General features: G+C 54.2%; 20 protein-coding genes, 6 tRNA genes and 2 other RNA genes. 17 read left to right on the top strand and 11 right to left on the bottom strand.

The features are described 5' to 3' along the window. Positions 1-738: a LytR/AlgR family response regulator transcription factor gene (locus ABIE02_RS06140; RefSeq protein ID WP_032612936.1), complete on the top strand. Its 738-nt coding sequence runs from the start codon at positions 1-3 to the stop codon at positions 736-738. 41 nt (positions 739-779) lie between these two features. On the opposite strand, the gene glk is transcribed toward ABIE02_RS06140, so the two are convergent. Next, entirely contained in the window at positions 780-1745 is a 966-nt protein-coding gene (gene glk / locus ABIE02_RS06135; RefSeq protein WP_032612938.1) for a glucokinase, read from the bottom strand. 204 nt (positions 1746-1949) lie between these two features. On the opposite strand from glk, the gene ABIE02_RS06130 reads away from it, so the two are divergent. Continuing rightward, complete coding sequence (locus ABIE02_RS06130) at positions 1950-3185, top strand: ion channel protein (protein ID WP_336994451.1); 1236 nt, start codon at positions 1950-1952, stop codon at positions 3183-3185. Here the strand turns inward: ABIE02_RS06130 and ipdC are convergent, their stop codons facing one another. Then, the gene (ipdC, locus tag ABIE02_RS06125) at positions 3186-4841 is read right to left on the bottom strand and encodes an indolepyruvate decarboxylase (RefSeq protein ID WP_336994450.1); all 1656 of its coding nucleotides are present in this window, start codon (positions 4839-4841) and stop codon (positions 3186-3188) included. Positions 4842-5025: 184 nt separating this feature from the next. Here ipdC and mgrA point away from each other — a divergent pair, with 184 nt between their 5' ends. Beyond that, entirely contained in the window at positions 5026-6024 is a 999-nt protein-coding gene (mgrA, locus tag ABIE02_RS06120; protein ID WP_429211241.1) for an L-glyceraldehyde 3-phosphate reductase, read from the top strand. 127 nt (positions 6025-6151) lie between these two features. Beyond that, entirely contained in the window at positions 6152-6487 is a 336-nt protein-coding gene (gene ypeC / locus ABIE02_RS06115) for a DUF2502 domain-containing protein YpeC (protein WP_032612944.1), read from the top strand. A gap of 29 nt (positions 6488-6516) precedes the next feature. Here ypeC and ABIE02_RS06110 read toward each other — a convergent pair whose 3' ends face one another. Next, on the bottom strand, positions 6517-7758 hold the full coding sequence (locus tag ABIE02_RS06110; protein ID WP_059307444.1) for an Nramp family divalent metal transporter: 1242 nt from the start codon (positions 7756-7758) through the stop codon (positions 6517-6519). A 345-nt stretch (positions 7759-8103) separates the two neighbouring features. Here ABIE02_RS06110 and ABIE02_RS06105 point away from each other — a divergent pair, with 345 nt between their 5' ends. Beyond that, positions 8104-9291: a NupC/NupG family nucleoside CNT transporter gene (locus tag ABIE02_RS06105; RefSeq protein ID WP_032612948.1), complete on the top strand. Its 1188-nt coding sequence runs from the start codon at positions 8104-8106 to the stop codon at positions 9289-9291. Positions 9292-9331: 40 nt separating this feature from the next. Here ABIE02_RS06105 and ABIE02_RS06100 read toward each other — a convergent pair whose 3' ends face one another. From ABIE02_RS06100 to ABIE02_RS06090, 3 genes are all read right to left on the bottom strand, one after another. Next, positions 9332-11527, bottom strand: a complete 2196-nt coding sequence (locus tag ABIE02_RS06100; RefSeq protein WP_155167108.1) for an EAL domain-containing protein — start codon at positions 11525-11527, stop codon at positions 9332-9334. Positions 11528-11736: 209 nt separating this feature from the next. Continuing rightward, a tRNA-Ala gene (locus tag ABIE02_RS06095) sits at positions 11737-11812 on the bottom strand. A 41-nt stretch (positions 11813-11853) separates the two neighbouring features. Next, a tRNA-Ala gene (locus ABIE02_RS06090) sits at positions 11854-11929 on the bottom strand. A gap of 220 nt (positions 11930-12149) precedes the next feature. On the opposite strand from ABIE02_RS06090, the gene ABIE02_RS06085 reads away from it, so the two are divergent. Next, on the top strand, positions 12150-12509 hold the full coding sequence (locus ABIE02_RS06085) for a YfeC-like transcriptional regulator (RefSeq protein ID WP_336994448.1): 360 nt from the start codon (positions 12150-12152) through the stop codon (positions 12507-12509). A gap of 1 nt (position 12510) precedes the next feature. Beyond that, entirely contained in the window at positions 12511-12906 is a 396-nt protein-coding gene (locus ABIE02_RS06080) for a YfeC-like transcriptional regulator (protein ID WP_032612954.1), read from the top strand. A 45-nt stretch (positions 12907-12951) separates the two neighbouring features. On the opposite strand, the gene gltX is transcribed toward ABIE02_RS06080, so the two are convergent. Further along, positions 12952-14367: a glutamate--tRNA ligase gene (gltX, locus tag ABIE02_RS06075; RefSeq protein ID WP_032612956.1), complete on the bottom strand. Its 1416-nt coding sequence runs from the start codon at positions 14365-14367 to the stop codon at positions 12952-12954. Between the two features lie 257 nt (positions 14368-14624). On the opposite strand from gltX, the gene ABIE02_RS06070 reads away from it, so the two are divergent. The 7 genes from ABIE02_RS06070 to ABIE02_RS06040 all read left to right on the top strand — a co-directional run bounded on the left by ABIE02_RS06070 (position 14625) and on the right by ABIE02_RS06040 (position 15882). Further along, a tRNA-Val gene (locus tag ABIE02_RS06070) sits at positions 14625-14700 on the top strand. Between the two features lie 42 nt (positions 14701-14742). Beyond that, positions 14743-14818 (top strand) — tRNA-Val (locus tag ABIE02_RS06065). 30 nt (positions 14819-14848) lie between these two features. Beyond that, positions 14849-14924, top strand: a tRNA-Val gene (locus ABIE02_RS06060). 4 nt (positions 14925-14928) lie between these two features. After that, positions 14929-15004: transfer RNA gene (locus ABIE02_RS06055), tRNA-Lys, on the top strand. Between the two features lie 26 nt (positions 15005-15030). Then, positions 15031-15157: non-coding RNA, RtT sRNA (locus ABIE02_RS06050), on the top strand. A 29-nt stretch (positions 15158-15186) separates the two neighbouring features. Next, positions 15187-15310, top strand: a non-coding RNA gene (locus tag ABIE02_RS06045) — RtT sRNA. Between the two features lie 230 nt (positions 15311-15540). Next, a complete protein-coding gene (locus ABIE02_RS06040; RefSeq protein WP_103793024.1) occupies positions 15541-15882 on the top strand; it encodes a FlxA-like family protein in 342 nt (113 codons plus the stop codon). Here ABIE02_RS06040 and ABIE02_RS06035 read toward each other — a convergent pair. Beyond that, positions 15879-16814, bottom strand: a complete 936-nt coding sequence (locus tag ABIE02_RS06035) for a LysR family transcriptional regulator (RefSeq protein ID WP_336994447.1) — start codon at positions 16812-16814, stop codon at positions 15879-15881. The two genes, ABIE02_RS06040 and ABIE02_RS06035, sit on opposite strands and share 4 nt — an antisense overlap. 89 nt (positions 16815-16903) lie before the next feature. On the opposite strand from ABIE02_RS06035, the gene ABIE02_RS06030 reads away from it, so the two are divergent. Next, complete coding sequence (locus ABIE02_RS06030; RefSeq protein ID WP_103793025.1) at positions 16904-17902, top strand: bile acid:sodium symporter family protein; 999 nt, start codon at positions 16904-16906, stop codon at positions 17900-17902. Here ABIE02_RS06030 and ABIE02_RS06025 read toward each other — a convergent pair. The 3 genes from ABIE02_RS06025 to zipA form a co-directional block, all read right to left on the bottom strand. Next, a complete protein-coding gene (locus ABIE02_RS06025) occupies positions 17899-18114 on the bottom strand; it encodes a DUF3820 family protein (protein ID WP_032612964.1) in 216 nt (71 codons plus the stop codon). The genes ABIE02_RS06030 and ABIE02_RS06025 overlap by 4 nt on opposite strands. Before the next feature lies 1 nt (position 18115). Next, positions 18116-20131: an NAD-dependent DNA ligase LigA gene (gene ligA, locus ABIE02_RS06020; RefSeq protein ID WP_155167110.1), complete on the bottom strand. Its 2016-nt coding sequence runs from the start codon at positions 20129-20131 to the stop codon at positions 18116-18118. 68 nt (positions 20132-20199) lie between these two features. Beyond that, a complete protein-coding gene (gene zipA, locus ABIE02_RS06015; protein WP_077227999.1) occupies positions 20200-21186 on the bottom strand; it encodes a cell division protein ZipA in 987 nt (328 codons plus the stop codon). A gap of 230 nt (positions 21187-21416) precedes the next feature. Here zipA and cysZ point away from each other — a divergent pair, with 230 nt between their 5' ends. Together cysZ and cysK are read left to right on the top strand one after the other, a co-directional pair. After that, a complete protein-coding gene (gene cysZ / locus ABIE02_RS06010; RefSeq protein ID WP_032612971.1) occupies positions 21417-22178 on the top strand; it encodes a sulfate transporter CysZ in 762 nt (253 codons plus the stop codon). A 154-nt stretch (positions 22179-22332) separates the two neighbouring features. After that, the gene (cysK, locus tag ABIE02_RS06005; RefSeq protein WP_032612973.1) at positions 22333-23304 is read left to right on the top strand and encodes a cysteine synthase A; all 972 of its coding nucleotides are present in this window, start codon (positions 22333-22335) and stop codon (positions 23302-23304) included. Positions 23305-23578: the final 274 nt, after the last annotated feature.

The raw sequence follows: 23578 nt of genomic DNA, 5'->3' as shown, positions 1-23578 counted from the left end.
ATGAAAGTCATCATTGTGGAAGATGAAATACTCGCGCAACAGGAGCTGAGCTGGCTTATCAAAGAACATAGCCAGATGGAGATCGTCGGCACTTTTGAGGACGGTCTGGACGTGCTGAAATATCTTCAGCACAACAGGGTTGACGCCATTTTTCTGGATATCAATATTCCGTCGCTGGACGGCGTGCTGCTGGCGCAAAACATCAGCCAGTTTGCCACTAAACCTTTTATCGTTTTTGTCACCGCGTGGAAAGAGCATGCGGTGGAGGCTTTTGAACTGGAGGCCTTCGACTATATTCTGAAGCCCTATCAGGAGTCGCGGATCGTCAGCATGCTGCAAAAGCTTGAGCAAGCCTGGCAGCAGCAGTCCAGCGCAGGCCAGATCGCAGCTTCACCTGCCACGCGCGAAAATGACACCATCAATTTGATCAAGGATGAGCGCATCATCGTGACGCCGATGGACGATATCTATTACGCCGAAGCCCATGAAAAGATGACGTTTGTTTATACCCGCCGCGAGTCGTTCGTCATGCCGATGAACATCACGGAATTTTGCAGCAAGCTATCAACCAGCCATTTTTTCCGCTGCCACCGTTCGTTCTGCGTCAACCTGCATAAGATCCGCGAGATCGAGCCATGGTTTAACAACACCTATATTTTGCGGCTGAAGGATCTGGATTTTCAGGTGCCGGTGAGTCGCAGCAAAGTGAAAGAGTTTCGCCAGCTGATGCACCTGTAAAAGAAAGCCCCGGTGAATGGCATTTCACCGGGGAGGAAGGGTTACAGCACCTGGCCCAGAGTCTGACGCAGATGCGCTCCGGCGCCGAGCAGCCCCGGGTTGTCATGCACAATCAGGTACACAGGGATATCCTGAACGTAGTCGCGGAAGCGGCCCTTATCTTCAAACCCACCGCGGAAACCGGAAGATTTAAAGAACTCGAGGAAGCGCGGCACAATCCCGCCCGCAATATAGACTCCACCAAAGGTGTTCAGATTCAGCGCCAGGTTGCCGCCAAAACGGCCCATGATGACGCAGAACAGTGACAGCGCACGACGGCAGTCGGTGCAACTGTCTTCCAGCGCGCGTTCGGTCACGTCTTTCGGCTGCAGGTTTTCTGGCAGACGCCCGTCAGACTTCACGATTGCCCGATAGAGATTGACCAGCCCAGGGCCGGAAAGCACGCGCTCTGCCGACACATGGCCCAGCTCCGCGCGCAGCTCTTCGAGGATAATGCCCTCTTCTTCGCTGTTAGGCGCGAAATCCACGTGCCCGCCTTCGCCTGGCAGGCTGATCCAGCGCTTGTCGACGTGTACCAGATGCGACACGCCAAGCCCGGTACCGGCGCCATAGACCGCGATAGGCTTACCTTCAACCGGCTGGGTGCCGCCAAACTGGATCAGATGCTCCGGCTTTAACATGGGGATCGCCATCGACACCGCGGTAAAGTCGTTAATAATTTCCAGATGCGCAAACCCGAGGTTCGCTTTCATCTCCGCCGTGGAAAACGCCCAAGTGTGGTTGGTCATCGCCACCCAGTCACCGGTAATCGGGCAGGCAATAGCAATGCTGCCATCTTCCACGCTGACATCATGCTCGGTCAGATAGACACGAACCACCGCTTCGAGGCTAGGATAATCCAGCCCGGAATAGGTTTTGGCGCGGGAGATTTCCCCCGAGTTGACGTCACATAACGCCAGACGCGCGTTAGTGCCTCCTACATCACCTACCAAAGCATACTTTGTCATTCTTCTACTGCTCCGCTAAAGTCAAAATAACTCTTTGGCACACTCTAAATTCAAGGCCCGATAACAACAACGACCTGAATAAAAGCACCCCAGGATTATAGATCTTCATCACAGAATAACTTTACCGTTTCAGCACCATTTGCACTATTAGCATCAGTCTGAGCGTGCAAAGTAATGATCGCCATTTTTTACAAGGAAATCATCATGCTCCATCCGCGAGCCAGAACGATGCTGCTGTTGGCCCCTCCCGCGCTGATTATTGGCGTCGCCTCCAGCCTGATTCTGATTGTGATCATGAAAGTTGCCGCCGTATTACAGTCGGTACTGTGGACGTCATTACCTTCCACAGTTGGCCTCAGCGCGAGTTCTCCGACCTGGGTGATTTTAATCCTGACCTTAACCGGCATTGCCGTGGGGCTGGTGATCCGCTACAGCCCTGGCCATGCCGGGCCGGATCCGGCGACAGAGCCGCTGATTGGCGCGCCAGTCGATACGGCCGCCCTGCCCGGGCTGATCATCGCCCTGATTATCGGCCTGGCGGGGGGCGTCAGCCTCGGGCCAGAGCATCCGGTGATGGCGGTGAATATCGCCCTCGCCGTTGCCGTGGGGTCGCGTATCTTGCCCCGGGTTAACACTTTGGACTGGACCATTCTCGCCTCGGCGGGCACCATCGGCGCGCTGTTCGGCACACCCGTTGCGGCGGCGCTGATATTTTCCCAGACCCTGAGCGGCAATGCCGACATCCCCCTCTGGGATCGCCTGTTCGCCCCGCTGTTGTCTGCCGCCGCGGGTGCCCTGACCACCAGCCTGTTTTTCCATCCCCACTTTTCATTGCCCATCGCCCATTACAGCCAGATGCAGCTGGCCGATATCTTTAGCGGGGCGATTGTTGCCGCCATCGCCATCGCGCTGGGGATGGTGGCGGTCTGGTGTCTGCCGCGCCTGCACCGGCTGATGCATCGCCTGAAGCATCCGGTGCTGATCCTGGGGATGGGTGGACTGATTATGGGGATCCTCGGCGCTGTAGGGGGGAACATTACGCTGTTTAAAGGGCTGGATGAGATGCAGCAGATGGCCTTCAGCCAGGTGTTCACCGTCTCCGATTACATGCTTTTTGCGCTGATCAAACTGGCGGCGCTGGTGGTGGCAGCGGCCTGCGGTTTTCGCGGAGGACGCATTTTCCCGGCGGTGTTTGTCGGCGTTGCCCTGGGGCTGATGCTGCATGAGCACGTTGAGGCGGTTCCGGCGGCGATCACCATCTCCTGTTCGATTCTGGGACTGGTGCTGGTTGTTACCCGGGATGCGTGGCTGAGCCTGTTTATGGCGGCAGTGGTGGTGCCAGACACCACCCTGCTGCCGCTTCTCTGTATTGTGATGCTGCCCGCCTGGCTGTTGCTGGCGGGCAGACCGATGCTGGCTGCCTCTGGCGAGGACAAATAATCAGGCGCTTTTACGCGCCTCCAGCGCCTGGATGATGCCACTCAGCAGCGGCGGAACATCGGCTTTCGGCAGCATGACCTCAATCAGCGAAAGCCGTTCCGGGTGCGCCACTTTTTCCAGCACCTCTTCCAGCTGCACCGCCTCACTCACCCGCCAGCACTCAGCCTGACAATCCAGGCTGAGTGCCTGCGGGATCTGCGTCCAGTTCCACAGGGCAATGTCGTTGTAACGCTGATTGGGACCATGAATCGCGCGCTCAACCGTGTAGCCTTCGTTGTTCAGCACCATGATCACCGGGCGCTGTTTATCCCGCAGCATGGAACCCAGCTCCTGAATGGTGAGCTGCGCTGCGCCGTCGCCGGTAATCGCAATCACGCGCCGATCCGGGCAGGCCGTCTGCGCGCCATAGGCGGCAGCAAGCGTATACCCAATCGACCCCCAGATCGGCTGAACAATAAAATTCACGTCTTCGGGTAGGCGCAGTGCGCCCGCACCAAAAGCGGAGGTTCCCTGATCGGCCAGAATGATATCCCCCGGACGAATAAAGGTTTGCAGCGTTTGCCAGAAACTGTCCTGGCTTAACGTACCGGGGTGGACCGCATGCAGCTGACGCGCCGGACGGGTCGCCGTAGTGGCGCTGGCATACTGATGACAGAGGCTGGACAGCACCTCAATCGCCTGGGTCATCGGGATCCCGGTATACCAGACATCCCCGATCCGCGAGGCGTGCGGCTGAACGTCGATAGTCTGCTGATGCGTGAGTTTGTGGGTGAACCCGGCGGTGAGGGTATCGGTAAAGCGTGTCCCCACGCAGATCACCGTATCGGCTCCTTCAATGGCTTCGTTGACCCCGGCGGCACTGGCAGAGCCGCTGTAGGTGCCTGCGAAGCCCGGTTTGCGCTCGTCAAAAATGCCTTTCCCCATCAGCAAGGTGGCATGCGCCATGGGCGTTTGCTCCACCCAGCGCTGGAGCTGGCTCTGCAGGCCGTAACGCAGGACGAGGAAATCCGCCAGCAGCGCGGTGCGCTCGCTCGCCGCCAGCCTTTTCTCTGCCGCCTGGCGGAAGGCATCGAGGCGGAAACTGTCACTTTCATAAAGACGATCAATGAGAGCGCTTACAGGCGGCGTGGCAGGTTTTTTTGCCACATCGGCAGGCAGCATGATGTAGCCCGGGCGGCGCTCCCGGAGCATCTCCATCAATACGCGGTCGATTTCATAGCAGGCATTTTGCTCAGTGAGATGGGCCTGCGCGACGGTAACGGGCTCACTCATTTTATAAAAGTGACGAAATTCGCCGTCACCGAGCGTGTGGTGCAGCAGCTCCCCTTTTTTCTGCGAAGCGCTGCCCGGCGCGCCCACGATATGCAGAACCGGAACATGCTCGGCGAAACTGCCCGCGATACCGTTCATGGCGCTAAGCTCGCCCACCCCAAAAGTGGTCAAGAGCGCGGCAAAACCTTTGCATCGCGCGTAGCCATCGGCCGCGTAGGCGGCGTTCAATTCATTGGCACAACCAACCCAGCCAATATCCGGGCTGGCGATAACGTGATCGAGAAACTGCAAATTGTAGTCGCCTGGCACACCAAACAGATGATCGGCACCACAATCTGTAAGGCGGTCCAGCAGGTAATCGGCGACGGTGTAGGGGGTTTGCATGACTATTATCCTTATAATGTTGACTTCACTTTGAGTATTGAAGAAGCGTGATAGCTGTCCAGAATTGGGAATAATCAGGTCGTGGAAACCATGCTTTACGTATTTTTGCGCGCTAATCTGTTTGCTTTCGTCTTTGTGTAAACGTATACACTGAATGACTTTCTGACGCAGAGGGGCAAAACTCATGGTTTACCAGGCAGATCAAAATCGTTATCAATCAATGCAATATAAACGATGTGGGCAAAGCGGCCTTAAGCTGCCCGCTATCTCCCTCGGGCTGTGGCACAACTTCGGCGACGCCACGCTGATCGAAAACAGCCGTCAACTTTTACATCGTGCTTTTGATTTGGGCATTACCCACTTTGACCTTGCCAACAACTATGGTCCACCGCCGGGATCGGCAGAGCGTAACTTCGGGCGGATTTTGCAGGAGGATTTCAGCAGCTTGCGTGATGAACTGATCATCTCCAGCAAAGCGGGTTATACCATGTGGGAGGGGCCGTACGGCGACTGGGGCTCGCGTAAATACCTGATCGCCAGCCTCGATCAAAGCCTGAAACGCATGGGGCTGGAGTATGTGGATGTCTTCTATCACCACCGCCCGGATCCCGAAACGCCGTTGCAGGAGACTATGAAAGCGCTCGACCATATCGTGCGTCAGGGCAAAGCGCTGTACGTTGGGCTGTCCAATTACCCGGCCGAGTTGGCGCGACAGGCCATCGAAATCCTCGACGATCTGGGCACCCCCTGCCTTATCCACCAGCCAAAATTCTCGATGCTGGAACGCGCGCCTGAAGAGGGATTACTGGATGTGCTTAAGCAGAAAGGAGTGGGATGCATTGCGTTTTCGCCGCTTGCGGGCGGCCAGCTGACCGATCGTTATCTGAACGGGATCCCGGCAGATTCCCGCGCCGCCAGCGGTAGCCGCTTCCTGAACCCGGATCAGATTACTGAAGAAAAACTGGTGAAGGTACGCAAACTCAATGCGCTGGCCGAACGCCGTAACCAGAAATTGTCGCAGATGGCGCTGGCCTGGGTATTACATCATGAGGCCATTACCTCGGTGCTGATAGGTGCCAGTAAAACGGCGCAAATCGACGATGCGGTGGGCATGCTGGCGAATCGTCACTTCACGCCTGAAGAGCTGAAGGAAATTGAAACAATTTTAAGCAGTGTAGAATAAAGGCACTTTTAGCAAAAAGTGCTATGCCCTTCCGAATTAGGAGTTAAAGCGATTATCCGGGGCTTTACCGCCCCTTAATATTGCGTTAACAAGCCGATTACGGCTCCGATCGTGAAGGAGAATAACAATGTTCAGGTCCCTGATTCTGGCAGCAGTATTAATGGCTTCAGCCCCGCTGGTCGCTAATGCTGGCGAAATCACCCTGTTGCCATCCGTAAAATTACAAATTGGCGATCGCGATAATTACGGTAACTACTGGGACGGTGGCGGCTGGCGTGACCGCGGCTACTGGCATCGTAACTATGAATGGCGTAACAAACGCTGGCACAAACATGACAACGGCTACCATCGTGGCTGGGATAAACGTAACGCCTATGAACGCGGTTATCGCGAAGGCTGGAGAGATCGTGATGACCATCGCGGCCGCAAAGGCCATGGTCGTGGTCACGGACATCATCACTGATACGAAAAAGGCGCCTCGCGGCGCCTTTTTTATAATCCCATTGCAGTGCCAATCAGCAGCCACAGATTCAGCGCCACCACCAGCACCACTATCGCCCACCCTGCCCGTTTGACCATCACGCTGTTGACCAGATCGCCCATCAACTTTTTGTCACTGGTGAACACCAGCAGCGGCACTAGCGCCAGCGCAATACCAAAGCTCAGCAGCACCTGGCTCATCACCAGGATGCGGGTCGGATCCAGCCCCATCAGGATCACAATAAAGGAGGGCAGCATGGTGATGGACCGACGCACCCACAAAGGAATATGGAAGCGCACAAATCCCTGCATAACGACCTGCCCCGCAAGGGTACCGACCACTGTCGATGAGAGTCCTGCCGCGACCAGGCTAAGGCCGAAAATAGTGGCCGCCGCGTGGCTGAGTAAAGGCTCCAGGGTCAGATAGGCCTGATCCAGATCGGCAACACCGGTATGGCCGTTGAAGTGGAATGCCGCCGCGGCGGTGGCCATCATCGCCAGATTCACAAACCCGGCAATGGTCATGGCAATCGCCACATCCCATTTGGTCGCAGAATAACGCTCGTGGCGCGACCCTCCGTGCAGGTTCTGCGTTAGCGAAGAGTGCAGATAGATCACGTGCGGCATAATGGTGGCGCCCAGCACCCCGGCCGCAAGGAACACCGCTTCAGTCGTCGGCAGGCTCGGGATCGCCATCCCTTTGCCGAGCTGGATAACGTCCGGCTGGGAGAAGATCAGCTCTACAATATAGGCCGCCGCCACAAACAGCAGCAGGCCACCAATCACTTTTTCGAGCGGTTTTTGCCCGCGTCGTTGCAACATCAGGATCAAGAAGGTGGCGATACCAGTCAATACCGCTCCCTGCAGTAGCGATACGCCCAGGATCAGCTTGAAGCCGATCGCGGCCCCGATAAATTCCGCAAGGTCGGTCGCCATGGCAATGATCTCTGCCTGCACCCAGTAAAACCAGACCAGCGGACGCGGATAGTGGTCGCGGATCTGTTCCGCGAGGTTTTTGCCGGTGGCGATACCAAGTTTTGCCGACAGCACCTGGATCATCATCGCCATCAGGTTGGCCCAAACCACCACCCACAGCAGCTTATAGCCGAAGCTGGCCCCGGCCTGAATATTGGTCGCAAAATTACCGGGGTCGATATAGCCAATGGCGGCAATAAACGCAGGTCCCATTAATGCAAACCGCATTTTGCGTGCTGCTTTGCCACTGCTACTCTCATCAACGCGACTATTGCTCATTTTTGCCTCAGGAATATAGCCTTTGCTATGTTTAATGCTATCAAAATGCGAATGATTATCAAGTTCATTTAAGTTGGTTATAGTGATTACAGTGATAGCGAAGAACGATACACAGACTGGATTAGTCGATAAACGGACGGGTAAAAAGCATGCAACCTTTGTGAAGCCTAGCACAGAAACTTAACTTTTAAGTCATTTACATAACATAACAAAAATGTATCGTATGTCACTATTTTTGAGTCTCGTCACAGGACGTGACTATAGTGTGGCTTTGATCTCGTTTTCTTTACGCTTGTTTCATAGAATGTGCAGCGAAATTAAACCTGCCTCATATTTGGAGCAAATATGGACCGCGTCCTACATTTTGTCCTCGCACTTGTTGTCGTTGCCGTGCTTGCGTTGCTGGTCAGCAGCGATCGTAAAAAAATCCGTATTCGTTATGTTATTCAGTTGCTCGTCATTGAAGTGCTGCTTGCCTGGTTCTTCCTGAACTCAGATGTAGGTCTGGGCTTTGTGAAGGGCTTCTCTGAGATGTTTGAAAAATTGCTCGGATTTGCTAATGAAGGGACTAACTTCGTGTTCGGTAAAATGAACGACGAAGGTCTGGCGTTCTTCTTCCTGAAAGTTCTGTGCCCTATCGTCTTCATCTCTGCCCTGATCGGTATTCTGCAGCACATTCGCATTCTGCCAATTGTGATCCGCGCCATTGGTACTGTGCTGTCTAAAGTCAACGGCATGGGCAAACTGGAATCTTTCAACGCCGTAAGCTCCCTGATCCTTGGTCAGTCTGAGAACTTTATCGCGTATAAAGATATTCTTGGCAAAATGTCCCGCAACCGCATGTACACCATGGCGGCCACGGCTATGTCTACCGTTTCCATGTCTATCGTGGGCGCGTATATGACCATGCTGGAGCCAAAATATGTTGTGGCTGCGCTGGTTCTGAACATGTTCAGCACCTTTATCGTGCTGTCCCTGATCAACCCGTACCGCGTGGATGAGAGTGAAGAGAACCTGCAGATGGCTAATCTGCACGAAGGTCAAAGCTTCTTCGAAATGCTGGGCGAGTATATTCTGGCAGGTTTCAAAGTGGCGGTTATCGTTGCTGCAATGCTGATCGGCTTTATCGCCCTGATCTCCGCGCTGAACGCCCTGTTTGCTGCCGTACTGGGTATCTCCTTCCAGGGCATTCTGGGTTACATCTTCTACCCGGTAGCCTGGGTGATGGGTGTGCCGGCAAGCGAAGCTTTGCAGGTGGGCAGTATTATGGCAACCAAACTGGTTTCTAACGAATTCGTCGCAATGATGGATCTGCAGAAAATCGCCGGTTCCCTCTCCCCACGCGCCGAAGGCATTCTCTCCGTGTTCCTGGTCTCCTTCGCCAACTTCTCTTCCATCGGTATCATTGCGGGTGCGATTAAAGGCCTGAACGAAGAGCAAGGTAACGTGGTTTCCCGCTTCGGTCTGAAGCTGGTATACGGTTCCACGCTGGTCAGCGTCCTGTCTGCGTCTATCGCTGCACTGGTCCTGTAATCAGCATAAACAAACCGGGGACTTATCCTCCCCGGTTTTTTTACGCCTGTAATTCACTGAGCGGGCGCGGTTTACCCACTAAATATCCCTGTAGATAATCCACCCCCGAGGCGAGCAGCATCTCGCGCTGCTCCTCCGTTTCGACAAACTCCGCCACTACACACAGCGACCGGGTTTTCGCCAGATTGCAGATCGACTTCACAATCATCGCATCCATACTGTCGCTACAAATATCCTTCACAAAGCAGCCATCAATTTTGATGACATCGGCCTGCAGGCGCTTAAGACGTTCGTAATTGGCATAGCCGGTTCCAAAGTCGTCAATGGCCAGCTTGAAGCCGTAATGACGCAGCTGCTGAATATTGGCGATACTGACTTCGGAATTAGAGAATGCCTGCTCTTCGGTCACTTCAATGATCACCGCCTGCGGCCTTACCTTGAAGTGTTCAAACAGGGCAATAATCTCCGCTGCGACCTCTTTTTGCATCAGCGTTAAGGGCATCAGGTTTACCGAGAAACGCGCGCAGCAACCATCCGAGGGGTGCTCCTGCAACCATGCCAGCAGCGCCTCCACCACGCTCATATCGAAGCGTCGGCTCAGGTTGAACTGCGCCACCAGCGGCAGAAACTTATCAGGCGTCAGCAACTCTCCTTCGCTCTCCAGACGCGACAGGATTTCGTGATAGCCCACGCCATCCCACCTCTGGATGGGCTGCGCATACAGGCGTAAGCCGCCCTCATCCAGCGCCCGCTTAACCCGACCGAGCATCAGGACGCGATCCGTCGTCTGCCCGGAGACTGTCTCAAGGCTGTTATTCAGCGACAGCACCTGATGCGCCGAACAGGACTTTTCTGCCAGCCAGCTGAGCTGCCCGAGCGTGTGGTAGAGACTTTCACCGCATTTGAACTCCACCCCACCCCAGGCAGCGCCAAACTCAATATCCAGCCCGGTGTTATTCCAGTAGATTTTGCGGCTGTTCAGGTGATTCACGATGTGCTGCAACCGGGCGCCAGTTTCCGGGCCGCTAAGCACGACTACCAGTTCGTTACCGGGGATCTGGAAAACTTGTTCATTGGGCATCAGCAGCGGCTGCAGCTGGCGGATAATGGCGCGTTTACACTGCACGCGCATCATCAGGCCGTAATGACGGCTCAGGAACTCCAGATTATCCATCCGCAAACAGCACAGGGTGGTGTCCTTGTTGTCTGTCAAAAAGGATTCCAGAGCGCGCAGGTTACGTAAGCCGGTCAGCGGGTCGATCAACGCCCTCTCCTGCCAGCCGCGCTTAAGCCATTCGCTGCGCTGATAAATGCGCGACATATATGACAGACAGATGGCGAAAGAGATAAGTACCGACAGCACAAACGCCAGCGAGTAGCCGTTCTGCACGCCCTGCAAAAAGTTACTGTTGTAGGTCAGCAACATCAGCGCACTTAACGCCCAACCAAGGGCAATCATGGGATAGCGAAAACGACTGATGCCAATTGTAAATAAAATGAAAATAACTGGAACCAGATAGCCAGCAATAATATCGGAGGTAAAAGGCAAGCAGAGCAGAAGCAGCCCGGCAATTAAGCAAACAAGTAATACAGATGTAAATAATCGGTTTCGAGATGAGAAAGAATCACGCATATTTCTTTGCCAGAAGGCGCGCGCATAATTCGGATTAATTATCATTCTTAACGGATAATAGAACAGCATGGTAAAGATGATAACGGCGCAAACCAGGCTCTGAATATCGACAATATGATAAATTATCGAGCCTCTGTCCGTGAAATTGGCGAGGGTAACGGGAAAATCACACAAATAGCTGGCCAGGAACATCGACATTTTTATTCCCAGCGGTAAGGCAAATCCTAGCCATGTAATGCGCGCCGCCATGAACCGGCTGGGCACATGGTAGCGCCAGCGCGATCCCACCTGCCAACGGAGGATGGCGCATACTGCTAAGGTACTAAATACCTGGCAAAAAAGGAGGACAACATCCTGCCTGGCAGACAGCTGTAAATTCCATTCGTTAAGTATGGCAAAGCTGATAATAATTGGCAGGATGGCCTGACGGCCAAATAATAATATGATCGCCAGCATGACGCTCAGCGGCATCCATGCAAGATAAACCTCAAAGCCATCGACAACAGATTTCGGTGAAATAAGCCGGGAAAAAGGCACGACAATCATGCATAACGCCAGAGCAAGCAGAAAGCTCTTTCCGTTAATATTAACTATGCTTTTCATTAATTTTATTTAACTGTTTACCTGGCGATATTAAATTCGTATTAATGATAGACACTTCAATACCGTCATACAACGTTCCAGGTCAGGAAAAGTCATTACATAAAGTAAAGTTTTTACCAGGCAAAGCTATTTATTTGTCAATGCGGTGATAGTAAAGGGTTTCTTGCAGGCATAAAAAAACCCCCGCCATTCGGCGAGGGTTCAAATTTTGGTGGAGCTAAGCGGGATCGAACCGCTGACCTCTTGCATGCCATGCAAGCGCTCTCCCAGCTGAGCTATAGCCCCACAGTTTTGTTTACGCACCAGACTCTATTGGGATAAGAGTTTGGTGGAGCTAAGCGGGATCGAACCGCTGACCTCTTGCATGCCATGCAAGCGCTCTCCCAGCTGAGCTATAGCCCCATCGCGTAAAGCGTGTCGTGTTGACGGGCGGCATAATATGAATTCCACTGCGGAGTGTCAACGGCAAATTTTCACTCCGGCGTTCAACCGCTGAAAATTCATGCAAATGAATCACATTGCGAGAATGCTCGCAGCCAGGAGTTAATCTTGTCACGTTTTCCAGTAAAACGGTGTTATAAAATGAACCCCTAATTAACCACACTCTTACTCAGGAAATTGTATGATCAAGGAACGAATGACGCCGGGAGAGTTGGCCCGGCTCACTGGCTATAGCCGACAGACCATCAATAAATGGGTACGTAAAGAGGGATGGTCCACATCGCCAAAACCTGGCGTTCAGGGCGGTAAGGCACGCCTGGTCCATGTTAATGAGCAAGTTCGGGAATTTATTCGCAATGCGCGACGCGCACCGGAGATGACGACCTTAGCGGAAGCGGCTGCAGATAAATCACTGCAGGCCTTGCTGATGACGCTGGCTAATGAAATGACGCCGACAGAACAGAAACAGCTGACCACTTTATTACTCCGGGAAGGGATCACCGGATTGTTGCAACGTTTAGGGATTCGCGATCAGAACTGATATGAAAAAATTACGTAGCAAAATGACCACCGAGGAACTGGCGGAGACGCTGGGCGTCGCCAGGCAGACCGTCAATCGCTGGGTGCGAAAAAATGGCTGGAAGACAGAAGGCATTAATGGCGTTAAAGGTGGGCGGGCGCGACTCATCTCTATTGATGCACAGGTCCGCGCGCACATCTCGAATATTCCGGCTATTCGTAAACGGCAGGTGCTCTACCAACTGGCAGAGAGCGCAGCCAGCTACGGTGAGACTAAGCCCGCTGCCGTACTACCCGGGATCACCAACGCGCTGGAGAGTATGACGTTAGCGGAACAGGAACGGCTCGATGCGCTGCTTAAACGAGAAGGTGTACAGGGTTTTCTCATGCGGCTGAGCATTCATCAGCCAGAAGAATAAAAAAAACGGCAGGGTAACCTGCCGTTTTGTTTTTTTGTTTCCTGATTACTGCTGGCTTTCGCGCTCAGCAATAAAGTCCAGGGCTCTGTTGATACGCGCCACGCTGCGGGTTTTACCAATTGCGTGTACGGTAACATCTAACGCCGGAGACTGACCCGCGCCGGTAACGGCTACGCGCAGCGGCATGCCGACTTTACCCATCCCGACTTCCAGTTCATCCGCTGTCGCCTGAATGGCATGGTGCACATTCTCAGCGCTCCAGTCGGTAATGGCGGCCAGCTTATCACGAACCACTTCCAGCGGCTGACGCGCTACCGGACGCAAATGCTTTTTAGCAGCGTCAGCGTCAAACTCATCATACTCTTCATAGAAGTAGCGGCAGTTTTCCGCGATCTCTTTCAGCGTTTTACAACGCTCGCCCAGAAGTTTAATCAGATCGGCCAGTTGAGGACCGTTGCGGGTATCAATGTTCGCCTGCTCGATATGCCATTGCAGCTGGGTCGCAACGTACTCTGGCGGCAGAGTATTGATATAGTGATGGTTCAGCCACAGCAGTTTATCGGTATTGAACGCACTGGCAGACTTACCTACCGCACTCAGAGTAAAGAGCTGAATCATCTCTTCACGGCTGAAGATCTCCTGATCGCCGTGGGACCAGCCCAGACGCACCAGATAGTTGAGCAGGGCTTCTGGCAGATAGCCGTCGTCACGGTACTGCATCACGCTGACTGCGCCATGGCGTTTGGAAAGTTTTTTACCATCGTCGCCGTTGATCATCGACACGTGCGCATAAACCGGGACCGGTGCATTCAGCGCTTTAAGAATGTTGATCTGGCGTGGCGTGTTATTGATATGGTCTTCGCCACGCACGACGTGGGTGATCGCCATATCCCAGTCATCTACCACAACACAGAAGTTATAGGTAGGGGAACCATCGGTACGGCGGATGATCAGATCGTCCAGCTCCTGGTTGCTGAATTCGATCGGGCCGCGGATCTGATCGTCAAAGATGACTGAGCCTTCCTGCGGGTTCGCGAAACGCACCACGCATGGCTCGTCTGCCTCATGGTGTTGATGATCGTGGCGGCAGCGACCGTCATAACGAGGCTTTTCATTATTTGCCATCTGCTCTTCGCGCAGGGCTTCCAGACGTTCTTTAGAGCAGTAGCACTTATAAGCTGTACCCGCTTCAAGCATGTCATCAATAACCGCGTTATAGCGATCAAAACGTTTGGTCTGGAAATACGGGCCTTCATCCCACTCCAGATTAAGCCAGTTCATACCATCCATAATGGCTTCGATTGCTTCCGGCGTGGAACGTTCGAGATCGGTATCTTCGATACGCAGCACAAACTCACCGCCCTGGTTGCGAGCAAACAGCCAGGAATAGAGAGCAGTACGCGCGCCGCCGACGTGCAGATAGCCAGTAGGGCTTGGCGCGAAGCGAGTTTTGATTTTCATGAAGTGGCCTTACAGTGATAAAGATGCCGACAACCGGCATATCCTGGAAACGAAAGTGGGCAATATTCTATCACTCCAGCCTGATTCCTCAATCTTGTTGCTGTCAGATCCTTGTTCATAGTCGTTTTTGTTTAGAAATCATGCATCACTGGTGGTTTCGCGATCGTTTTGCTTAATTTTACGACGAACGAACAAAATCTTTAGAAAAGCCGTTGACTCATTTTCAACTCTCCCTATAATGCGACTCCACACAGCGGGGGTGATTAGCTCAGTTGGTAGAGCATCTCCTTTACACGGAGGGGGTCGGCGGTTCGAGCCCGTCATCACCCACCATCTACTTAGATAGATGCCGCAGTGTAGATAAGAATTGAGAATGGGCGATTAGCTCAGTTGGTAGAGCATCTCCTTTACACGGAGGGGGTCGGCGGTTCGAGCCCGTCATCGCCCACCATTCTCACCTTATCGATAGTAGTTCCGAAATGGGCGATTAGCTCAGTTGGTAGAGCATCTCCTTTACACGGAGGGGGTCGGCGGTTCGAGCCCGTCATCGCCCACCATTTCGGGTCGTTAGCTCAGTTGGTAGAGCAGTTGACTTTTAATCAATTGGTCGCAGGTTCGAATCCTGCACGACCCACCAATGTAAAAAAGCGCCCTAAAGGCGCTTTTTTGCTATCTGCGATCCGGACGATTCGAACCTGCAGCAGGTTCGGGCCGAACACAGTGAGGCACCGGAGCCGTAAGGCGACGGCCCGAAGGGCGAGCGAAGCGAGTCATCCTGCACGACCCACCAATGTAAAAAAGCGCCCTAAAGGCGCTTTTTTGCTATCTGCAATCTGGACGATTCGAACCTGCGGCAGGTTCGGGCCGAACACAGTGAGGCACCGGAGCCATAAGGCGACGGCCCAAAGGGCGAGCGAAGCGAGTCATCCTGCACGACCCACCAATGTAAAAAGGCGCCCTAAAGGCGCCTTTTTGCTATCTGCAATTTAAGCGCTGCATGCACTCGCCGCCGCACACGGTGACTCCTCTTCCTCTTTCGTCTTTAACAATCGCTCAACCGCAGGTACTGCATACCAATAACGTTTCGCCTTGTTACCTGTCATTTCTGGCAGGTCTCCTCAAGTAGAGGCGGGCTTATGCCGATAAAAGGGATTTCCGGCAAGAGATCTTAATATGACTACGATTCAGGCATCTACCCAGCCAATCCAGGCCAGCGGTAACGGTAAAAGCGGCTCAAGCGATAACAGCATTGCCGCGCAAATCAGCAGTATCACGGCCAAAATTTCCAAATTGAGCCAGAAATTTAAAGATATCGCTCTGGGAAGCGGCACGCCCGAAGAAAAAAAGGAGCAACAAGAGATACTCAAAGCGCAGATTGATGGTCTGCAGGCGCAACTGCAGATGCTACTACGACGTCAGGCTGAAGAGTCAAAACAAAAACAGGAGCAGGCGCAGGCTAAAGTGGAAGGCGTGAACAAACCTTCCGCTGAGCATGAGATTGATATTTACGTTTAACGCGCCTCAGCGTTAAACAGTGGATCGCGTATACGGGCCTGCGTGAGTTGTTCTGCCTGCATACGCACCACCTCCCAGATCGCCTGTGCGGCACCCGACAGCGAGCGATTCTTACGGCGAACCAGCATCAGCTTACGTTCAATAGCCGGCGTGAACCGTTTGACGGTTAACCTGCTCCCCTGGGGTAACGGCAGCGCCAGTGCCGGGAGCACGCTGATGCCAATCCCGGCTTCTACCATCGGAAAGAGCGTGGCGGGGTGGCCAATCTCCTGCACAATTGTCGCCCTCACCTGCTGCTCACGAAGTGCGGCATCGATAAGTGGTCGGCTGCCGGAGGCATAATCCTGTAACACCAGCCTGGCCCCTTGTAGCGCCTGCCATGCCACTTCATCCAGTGCCGCAAGCGGGTCGTCATCGCGGCAGAGAAGTAAAAAGGGTTCTGAAAGCACCTCTTCGCACTCCAGATCGCTCACCGGCCCGGGATCGATAACAATCCCAAAGTCCACCTCGCCCTGGCGGATACTCTCCAGCACCCACTGCTGCGGTCGGTCATGCAGCACAAAATCAATATCCGGGTACTGCTGATTACTGAATGCAATGCAGCGCGGAATGAGGTGCGCCGAAATGGTCTGACTTGCGGCGACGCGTACCGTCCCGGAGAGTTGCTGCCCTACCCGACCCACGTCCCGTAACGTACTGGACAGCTCATCGATGATCCTCTCCAGCCGGGCCGCTAATTGCTGGCCTGCCTCGGTCAGTATCACTTCCCGGGTGGTTCTGTCGAGCAGCCGCACGCCAGTTTGCTGCTCCAGCTCCTTCACGCTGTGACTGACCGCCGACTGGCTCAGGCCGATAATCTCACCTGCACGGCTAAAGCTTTTCGCCTGCGCGACGGTAACAAAAACACGCAACTGCCGTAACGAGTAATTCATCTGTTTTACTCATGAATTGATGCAATAAATCAATTTTATTTCTCAAAGGGAAGAAAGCACAATAGCGCTATCTGTTTTCAGGAGTGTTTATGAAACTTTTTCGCATACTCGACCCGTTCACCATCACCCTTATCGTGGTTGTCCTGCTGGCCTCCTTCTTCCCGGCCCGTGGCGGTTTTGTTCCTTTTTTTGAAGGTCTCACCACCGCCGCCATCGCGCTGCTGTTCTTTATGCACGGGGCAAAACTTTCCCGGGAAGCCATTATCTCTGGCGGTAGCCACTGGCGACTGCACCTGTGGGTAATGTGCAGCACCTTCGTCGTCTTCCCGGTGTTGGGCGTGCTGTTTGCCTGGTGGGCACCGATCAATGTCGATCCGTCGCTGTATACCGGCTTCCTCTACCTCTGTATTTTGCCAGCCACGGTGCAGTCGGCGATCGCCTTCACCTCAATGGCAGGTGGCAACGTGGCGGCAGCCGTCTGCTCGGCGTCTGCCTCCAGCCTGCTGGGGATTTTCCTTTCGCCACTGCTGGTGGGGCTGGTAATGGACATGCACGGAGCGGAAGGCAGTCTGGAGCAGGTAGGCAAAATTATGCTGCAACTGCTGCTACCGTTTGTGCTGGGGCATCTTTCCCGTCCGTGGACCGGTGCCTTTGTGGCGAAGCATAAGAAGTGGATTGCCAAAACCGATCAGTCATCGATTCTGCTGGTCGTTTACTCAGCATTCAGCGAAGCCGTGGTCAATGGCATCTGGCATAAAGTCGGGGTCGGGTCGCTGCTGTTTATCGTGGTGGTTAGCCTGGTACTGCTGGCGATTGTCATTGCCATCAACGTATTTGCTGCGCGCCGCTTCGGCTTTAACAAAGCAGATGAGATTACGATTGTGTTCTGTGGTTCGAAAAAGAGCCTGGCAAACGGGATCCCGATGGCCAACATTCTGTTTCCGACCTCGGTGGTTGGGATGATGGTGCTGCCGCTGATGATCTTCCACCAGTTGCAGCTCATGATTTGCGCGGTCATGGCGCGTCGCTACAAACGCCAGACCGACGAGTTGCAGGCCCGGGAGCAGGCCCGCACGGCGAAAGTTTAGGGACGACGCAGGGGCTGAACCAGCTGGGTCAGCCCTTCGGTTTTAATCAGTAACGTGAGCGCCATTAGCTCACCCAGATGCCCGGCAGGAAACTCATCCTTGCGGGCAAACCACAGCAAATACTCTTCGGGCACATCAATCAGCCGACGGCCTTTATACTTCCCGAACGGCATCTCGGTATTGGCTATTTCGATAAGCTGCGCTTTATCCACGTTACTCTCCCAACAGACGCAGCATCTCTGCTTCATCAATTACGTCAATCCCCAGCTCCTGCGCCTTCGCCAGCTTGGAGCCTGCCGCTTCCCCGGCAATCACCAGGTCGGTTTTCTTCGACACGCTGCCAGCCACTTTGGCCCCCAGTGCCGTCAGACGCGCTTTGGCATCATCGCGTGAAAGCTGGCTCAGGCTACCGGTCAGCACCACCGTTTTCCCGGCGAACGGACTGTCGATCTCTTCGGCGTTGATCACCTTCGGCGCAGGCCAGCGAATACCTTCGTTAAGCAACTGGCCGATCACCTCGCGGTTACTCTCTTCAGAGAAGAAGTTAAAGACGTGGGTGGCGACCACAATGCCGACGTCCGGCACCTTTTGCAGCTCGTCGATTGTCGCCTTCTCAAGCGCCTCCAGCGTACCAAAATAGGCTGCCAGACCCGCCGCGGTCGCTTCCCCTACTTCACGGATGCCCAGCGCATAAAGGAAGCGGGCAAAAGTGGTGTCTTTGGATTTTTCCAGTGCGTCGGCCACATTCTGCGCGGATTTGGGCCCCATACGATCCAGCCCGGTCAGCTTACCCGGCGTCAGGCGGAACAGATCAGCGGGCGTATGGACATACTCTTTCTCGACCAGCTGATCGATGATTTTGTCGCCCATGCCATCGACGTCCATCGCCCGGCGGGAGACGAAGTGTTTCAGCGACTCTTTACGCTGGGCGCCGCAAACTAAACCGCCAGTACAGCGGGCCACGGCCTCACCTTCGACGCGTTCAACGTCTGAGCCGCATACCGGGCAGTGGGTCGGGAATTCCACCGCTCGCGTGTCCTCTGGACGTTCTGATTCCACAACATTCACTACCTGGGGGATCACATCCCCGGCACGGCGGATAACCACTTTATCGCCAATACGCAGCCCCAGACGGTCGATCTCATCGGCGTTATGCAGGGTCGCGTTGCTGACCAGTACCCCGGCCACCTGAACCGGCTCCAGACGCGCAACCGGCGTTATCGCGCCGGTACGCCCCACCTGGAACTCCACATCGCGCACGAAGGTCATCTGCTCCTGGGCCGGGAACTTAAAGGCTACCGCCCAGCGTGGCGCTCGGGCGACAAAGCCCAGCTGTTCCTGAAGCGCGAGGGAGTTCACTTTGATCACCACCCCGTCGATATCAAAGCCGAGCGTCGGACGGTCTGCTTCAACCTGACGATAAAACGCCAGCACGGCTTCCGGTGAGTCGCACAGCTGCACACGGTTACTCACCGGCAGTCCCCAGGCTTTAAATTGCATCAGGCGGCCCAGATGGGTATCGGGCAGCTCGCCTCCCTCCAGAATGCCAACGCCGTAACAGAAGAAGGTTAACGGGCGTTTTGCGGTAATGCGTGGATCCAGCTGGCGCAGTGAACCCGCTGCGGCATTGCGCGGGTTAGCGAAAATTTTGCCGCCAGTGCGGCGCGCTTCTTCATTAATTTTTTCAAATCCGGCCTGCGGGAGGAACACTTCACCGCGCACTTCGAGACGTGCCGGAATGTTATCGCCATGCAGCTTAAGCGGGATGGCACGAATGGTACGCACATTGGTGGTAATGTCTTCGCCGGTCGTACCGTCGCCGCGGGTGGCGGCGCGGGTCATCACCCCGTTTTCGTACAGAATGCTGACGGCCAGGCCATCCAGTTTCAGCTCGCAACACCAGCTCAGGGCATCGGTCTGCTTCAGACGGTCCTGGACGCGTTTGTTGAAGGCGAGGAAGCTCCCTTCATCAAAGACGTTATCCAGCGACAGCATGGGCACTTCATGGCGCACCTGGCTGAAAAAGGCCAGTGGCGCGGCGCCGACACGCTGGGTCGGTGAGTCGGGGGTAATTAAATCGGGACGCTGCGCTTCAAGCTCACGCAGTTCACGCATCAAACGGTCGTATTCTGCGTCCGGCACTTCGGGCGCATCCATCACATGATAAAGATATTCATGGTGGCGAAGCGTGGTTCGCAGTTCGGTAAGTTGTTGTTCGATTGTGTCCATGTCGCACCATTAATGAGAAAAACCCCCGACATGCGGGGGTTGAGGAGATGTGAAACAAACGCGGAGACTTACGCGTTAGCTTCTTTTACTTCGCGGATACGGTCCTGATACTCGCGCAGTTTCTGCGGCGTCATCATTCGACGCTGATCGTCGAGCACCATGCCGCCGACTTCGTCCGCGATATGCTGGGCAGACTGCAACATCAGCTTAAAGTTTTGCAGTTCATCGCCATAAGACGGCACCTGCATAAAGATGGTCACGCCCGGCGTGGTGAAATCACCGGTCATTTCCGGGTCAAAGGTGCCCGGGTTAACCATGTTCGCCAGGCTGAACAGCGAAGGACCACTTCCGTCCGGGCTAAGGTGACGATGGAAGATATTCATATCGCCAAACTTGAAGCCGGCCTGCTGAATGCTGTTGAGCAGCACTTCGCCGTTGATAGTGGTGCCATGATGGGCCGCCACGCTCATGACAATGACCGTCTCTTTGCGCTGCGGTTTTTCCGCCACTGGTGGCGCCGCTTCGACTACCGGCTCTGGCTCCACAACAGGCGCAGGGGCCGGTTGAGGCGCTGGCGCGACAGGCTGAGGTGCCTGCTGGACGACCGGCTGTGGTGCAGGCTGAGCGACATGCTGAGGTTGTGGCACCGGTTGCTGGCGCACAGGCTCATGCTGCTGCGGTTGCGGTTGTTGGGGTTGCGGCTGGTGTACCGGCTCGACCACAGGCTGCGGCGGCGCAGCAGGGCGCGGCTGAGCAGATGCATAAGGCGGCTGGTATTGATGCTGCGGAGGCTGACGAGGCGCTTCATGCTCCCCATGGCCTGCGCCGGGCGCAGTATTGGCCCGATGAACGCGTACTTCACCCACACCCTCGTCTTCCATTTCTTCGATATCGTCATCGCTATCGTCGTCACGGGTAGACTTCATGCGCTTCAGTGGGCGATCGCGAAACATAGAAGAGCGCTCTTTACGGCTGGTCCAGAAACCATGTACCAGTAAAGCGATTATGGCGATCGCGCCAACAATGATTAATATCAGACGCAAATCCTGCATCATTATATTCTCTGTTGTTCTAACACCTTGCCACCACGGCAAACATTTACTCACTAAGAGTATTTGCCGATTACGTCAAGTGCAAGTGTATGCAGAGCATTCGCAGCATAAAGATGAACTAAATCGTGCTTTTTGCTGTTTTTTCGAACATTTCCGAACTGGTCAACGTGCCGCAACTGGCTAATATAGGCAGGCAACTTCACTGGTTGTGATAAAAGGAGCTCAACCTGGTTATGGTTTCATCAACGTCTTCCCCTCCCCGTAGCGGTGTGTGGTACTTCTCACAGGGCTGGAAACTGGTTTCGCTGCCAGGCATCCGCCGTTTTGTGATCCTTCCGCTGCTGATTAATATTCTGCTGATGGGGGGTGCCTTCTGGTGGCTGTTTACCCGCCTGGATACCTGGATCCCGGCACTCATGAGCCACGTCCCCGACTGGCTGCAGTGGCTGAGCTATCTGTTATGGCCTGTGGCTATCGTCTCGGTGCTGTTGGTGTTTGGCTACTTCTTCTCAACCCTGGCCAACTGGATAGCGGCCCCCTTTAATGGGCTGCTGGCCGAACAGCTGGAAGCGCGACTGACGGGCGCTACGCCGCCGGACACCGGTGTGCTGGGCATCATGAAAGATCTGCCGCGCATTATGAAACGTGAATGGCAGAAGTTCGCCTGGTACTTGCCGCGTGCCATTGTGTTACTGATCCTCTACTTTATTCCGGGTATCGGGCAGACGGTTGCGCCGGTGTTATGGTTCCTGTTCAGCGCGTGGATGCTGGCGATCCAGTATTGCGACTACCCGTTCGATAATCACAAAGTCCCGTTTAAAGAGATGCGGACTGCCCTGCGCGCGCGCAAGATGACCAATATGCAGTTTGGCGCGCTCACCAGCCTGTTCACGATGATCCCGTTCCTGAACCTGTTCATCATGCCGGTTGCGGTTTGCGGCGCGACGGCGATGTGGGTCGATTGTTACCGTGATAAACACGCATTGTGGAAATAAGGTAAATAAAGGGATGGCTTATGCCATCCCTTATTCCATACTGGATAGCATTATTTCTCATCAGCATATAGATATGCGAATTCCTTACTTCCCCATACTTATTCAACAGGTATGCTGGGTCGGTATCCCAATTTCAAACAGTTAAGGACAGGCCATGAGTAAGATTTTTGAAGACAACTCGCTGACTATCGGTCACACGCCCCTGGTTCGACTGAACCGTATCGGTAATGGACGCATTCTGGCGAAGGTAGAATCTCGTAACCCAAGCTTCAGCGTGAAATGCCGTATCGGTGCCAATATGATTTGGGATGCGGAAAAGCGTGGCGTGTTGAAGCCTGGCGTTGAACTGGTGGAGCCAACCAGCGGTAACACCGGTATTGCCCTGGCCTACGTGGCTGCCGCACGGGGTTACAAGCTGACGCTAACCATGCCGGAAACCATGAGCATTGAACGTCGCAAGCTGCTGAAGGCGCTGGGTGCGAACCTGGTCTTAACGGAAGGCGCAAAAGGGATGAAGGGCGCCATCCAGAAAGCCGAAGAGATTGTGGCCAGCGATCCGGCCAAATATCTGCTGCTGCAGCAGTTCAGCAACCCGGCTAACCCGGAAATTCACGAGAAGACCACCGGCCCGGAAATCTGGGAAGATACCGACGGTCAGGTTGATGTGTTTATCTCAGGTGTTGGTACCGGCGGGACGCTTACGGGTGTCAGCCGCTATATTAAAGGTACAAAAGGTAAAAAAGATCTGATTACCGTTGCCGTGGAGCCAACCGATTCTCCGGTTATTGCTCAGGCGCTGGCAGGTGAAGAGCTGAAACCTGGCCCGCATAAGATTCAGGGTATCGGCGCAGGCTTTATTCCAGGCAACCTGGATCTGAAACTGATCGATAAAGTTGTGGCTATCACCAACGAGGAAGCCATCTCTACCGCCCGTCGTCTGATGGAAGAAGAAGGTATTCTGGCGGGGATCTCTTCGGGTGCTGCGGTTGCCGCAGCGCTGCAATTACTTGAAGATGAAACCTTTACCAATAAGAATATCGTGGTTATTCTTCCATCCTCGGGTGAGCGTTATTTGAGTACTGCACTGTTTGCCGATCTCTTTACAGAGAAAGAACTGCAACAGTAGTGCCAAAATGTAAATATCGCGTAAAAAAGCACCCATTCGGGTGCTTTTTTGTGGCCTGCTTCAAAGTTTTATCTCTTCTGGCATTGCTTCACCCTGTTGGCTCTGGTATTTAAGCTGACAATTATTTTGAAGCACGAAATTAATCGATACACGAATTACCGCTGCTGAATCGATTTTATGATTTGGTTCAAGTCTTGCTTTCGCGGCATAATGTTTAATGTCGAACGAGACGTCAGCAGCCTGACATGCCAGTAGCGGAAAACGTTTGACACAT

The organism is Leclercia sp. 1548, assembly GCF_050435045.1.
GTDB classification, from domain to species: domain Bacteria; phylum Pseudomonadota; class Gammaproteobacteria; order Enterobacterales; family Enterobacteriaceae; genus Enterobacter; species Enterobacter adecarboxylatus.
The sequence above is the reverse complement of the archived record's forward strand: the minus strand, read 5'-3'. Positions and strand labels throughout refer to the sequence as shown.

What these genes read in the sequence shown, in the direction of transcription:
- ABIE02_RS06140 (WP_032612936.1), top strand. Translation starts at nt 1, where the DNA reads ATGAAAGTCATCATTGTGGAAGATGAAATACTCGCGCAACAGGAGCTG.
- glk (WP_032612938.1), bottom strand. Translation starts at nt 1,745, where the DNA reads ATGACAAAGTATGCTTTGGTAGGTGATGTAGGAGGCACTAACGCGCGT.
- ABIE02_RS06130 (WP_336994451.1), top strand. Translation starts at nt 1,950, where the DNA reads ATGCTCCATCCGCGAGCCAGAACGATGCTGCTGTTGGCCCCTCCCGCG.
- ipdC (WP_336994450.1), bottom strand. Translation starts at nt 4,841, where the DNA reads ATGCAAACCCCCTACACCGTCGCCGATTACCTGCTGGACCGCCTTACA.
- mgrA (WP_429211241.1), top strand. Translation starts at nt 5,026, where the DNA reads ATGGTTTACCAGGCAGATCAAAATCGTTATCAATCAATGCAATATAAA.
- ypeC (WP_032612944.1), top strand. Translation starts at nt 6,152, where the DNA reads ATGTTCAGGTCCCTGATTCTGGCAGCAGTATTAATGGCTTCAGCCCCG.
- ABIE02_RS06110 (WP_059307444.1), bottom strand. Translation starts at nt 7,758, where the DNA reads ATGAGCAATAGTCGCGTTGATGAGAGTAGCAGTGGCAAAGCAGCACGC.
- ABIE02_RS06105 (WP_032612948.1), top strand. Translation starts at nt 8,104, where the DNA reads ATGGACCGCGTCCTACATTTTGTCCTCGCACTTGTTGTCGTTGCCGTG.
- ABIE02_RS06100 (WP_155167108.1), bottom strand. Translation starts at nt 11,527, where the DNA reads ATGAAAAGCATAGTTAATATTAACGGAAAGAGCTTTCTGCTTGCTCTG.
- ABIE02_RS06085 (WP_336994448.1), top strand. Translation starts at nt 12,150, where the DNA reads ATGATCAAGGAACGAATGACGCCGGGAGAGTTGGCCCGGCTCACTGGC.
- ABIE02_RS06080 (WP_032612954.1), top strand. Translation starts at nt 12,511, where the DNA reads ATGAAAAAATTACGTAGCAAAATGACCACCGAGGAACTGGCGGAGACG.
- gltX (WP_032612956.1), bottom strand. Translation starts at nt 14,367, where the DNA reads ATGAAAATCAAAACTCGCTTCGCGCCAAGCCCTACTGGCTATCTGCAC.
- ABIE02_RS06040 (WP_103793024.1), top strand. Translation starts at nt 15,541, where the DNA reads ATGACTACGATTCAGGCATCTACCCAGCCAATCCAGGCCAGCGGTAAC.
- ABIE02_RS06035 (WP_336994447.1), bottom strand. Translation starts at nt 16,814, where the DNA reads ATGAATTACTCGTTACGGCAGTTGCGTGTTTTTGTTACCGTCGCGCAG.
- ABIE02_RS06030 (WP_103793025.1), top strand. Translation starts at nt 16,904, where the DNA reads ATGAAACTTTTTCGCATACTCGACCCGTTCACCATCACCCTTATCGTG.
- ligA (WP_155167110.1), bottom strand. Translation starts at nt 20,131, where the DNA reads ATGGACACAATCGAACAACAACTTACCGAACTGCGAACCACGCTTCGC.
- zipA (WP_077227999.1), bottom strand. Translation starts at nt 21,186, where the DNA reads ATGATGCAGGATTTGCGTCTGATATTAATCATTGTTGGCGCGATCGCC.
- cysZ (WP_032612971.1), top strand. Translation starts at nt 21,417, where the DNA reads ATGGTTTCATCAACGTCTTCCCCTCCCCGTAGCGGTGTGTGGTACTTC.
- cysK (WP_032612973.1), top strand. Translation starts at nt 22,333, where the DNA reads ATGAGTAAGATTTTTGAAGACAACTCGCTGACTATCGGTCACACGCCC.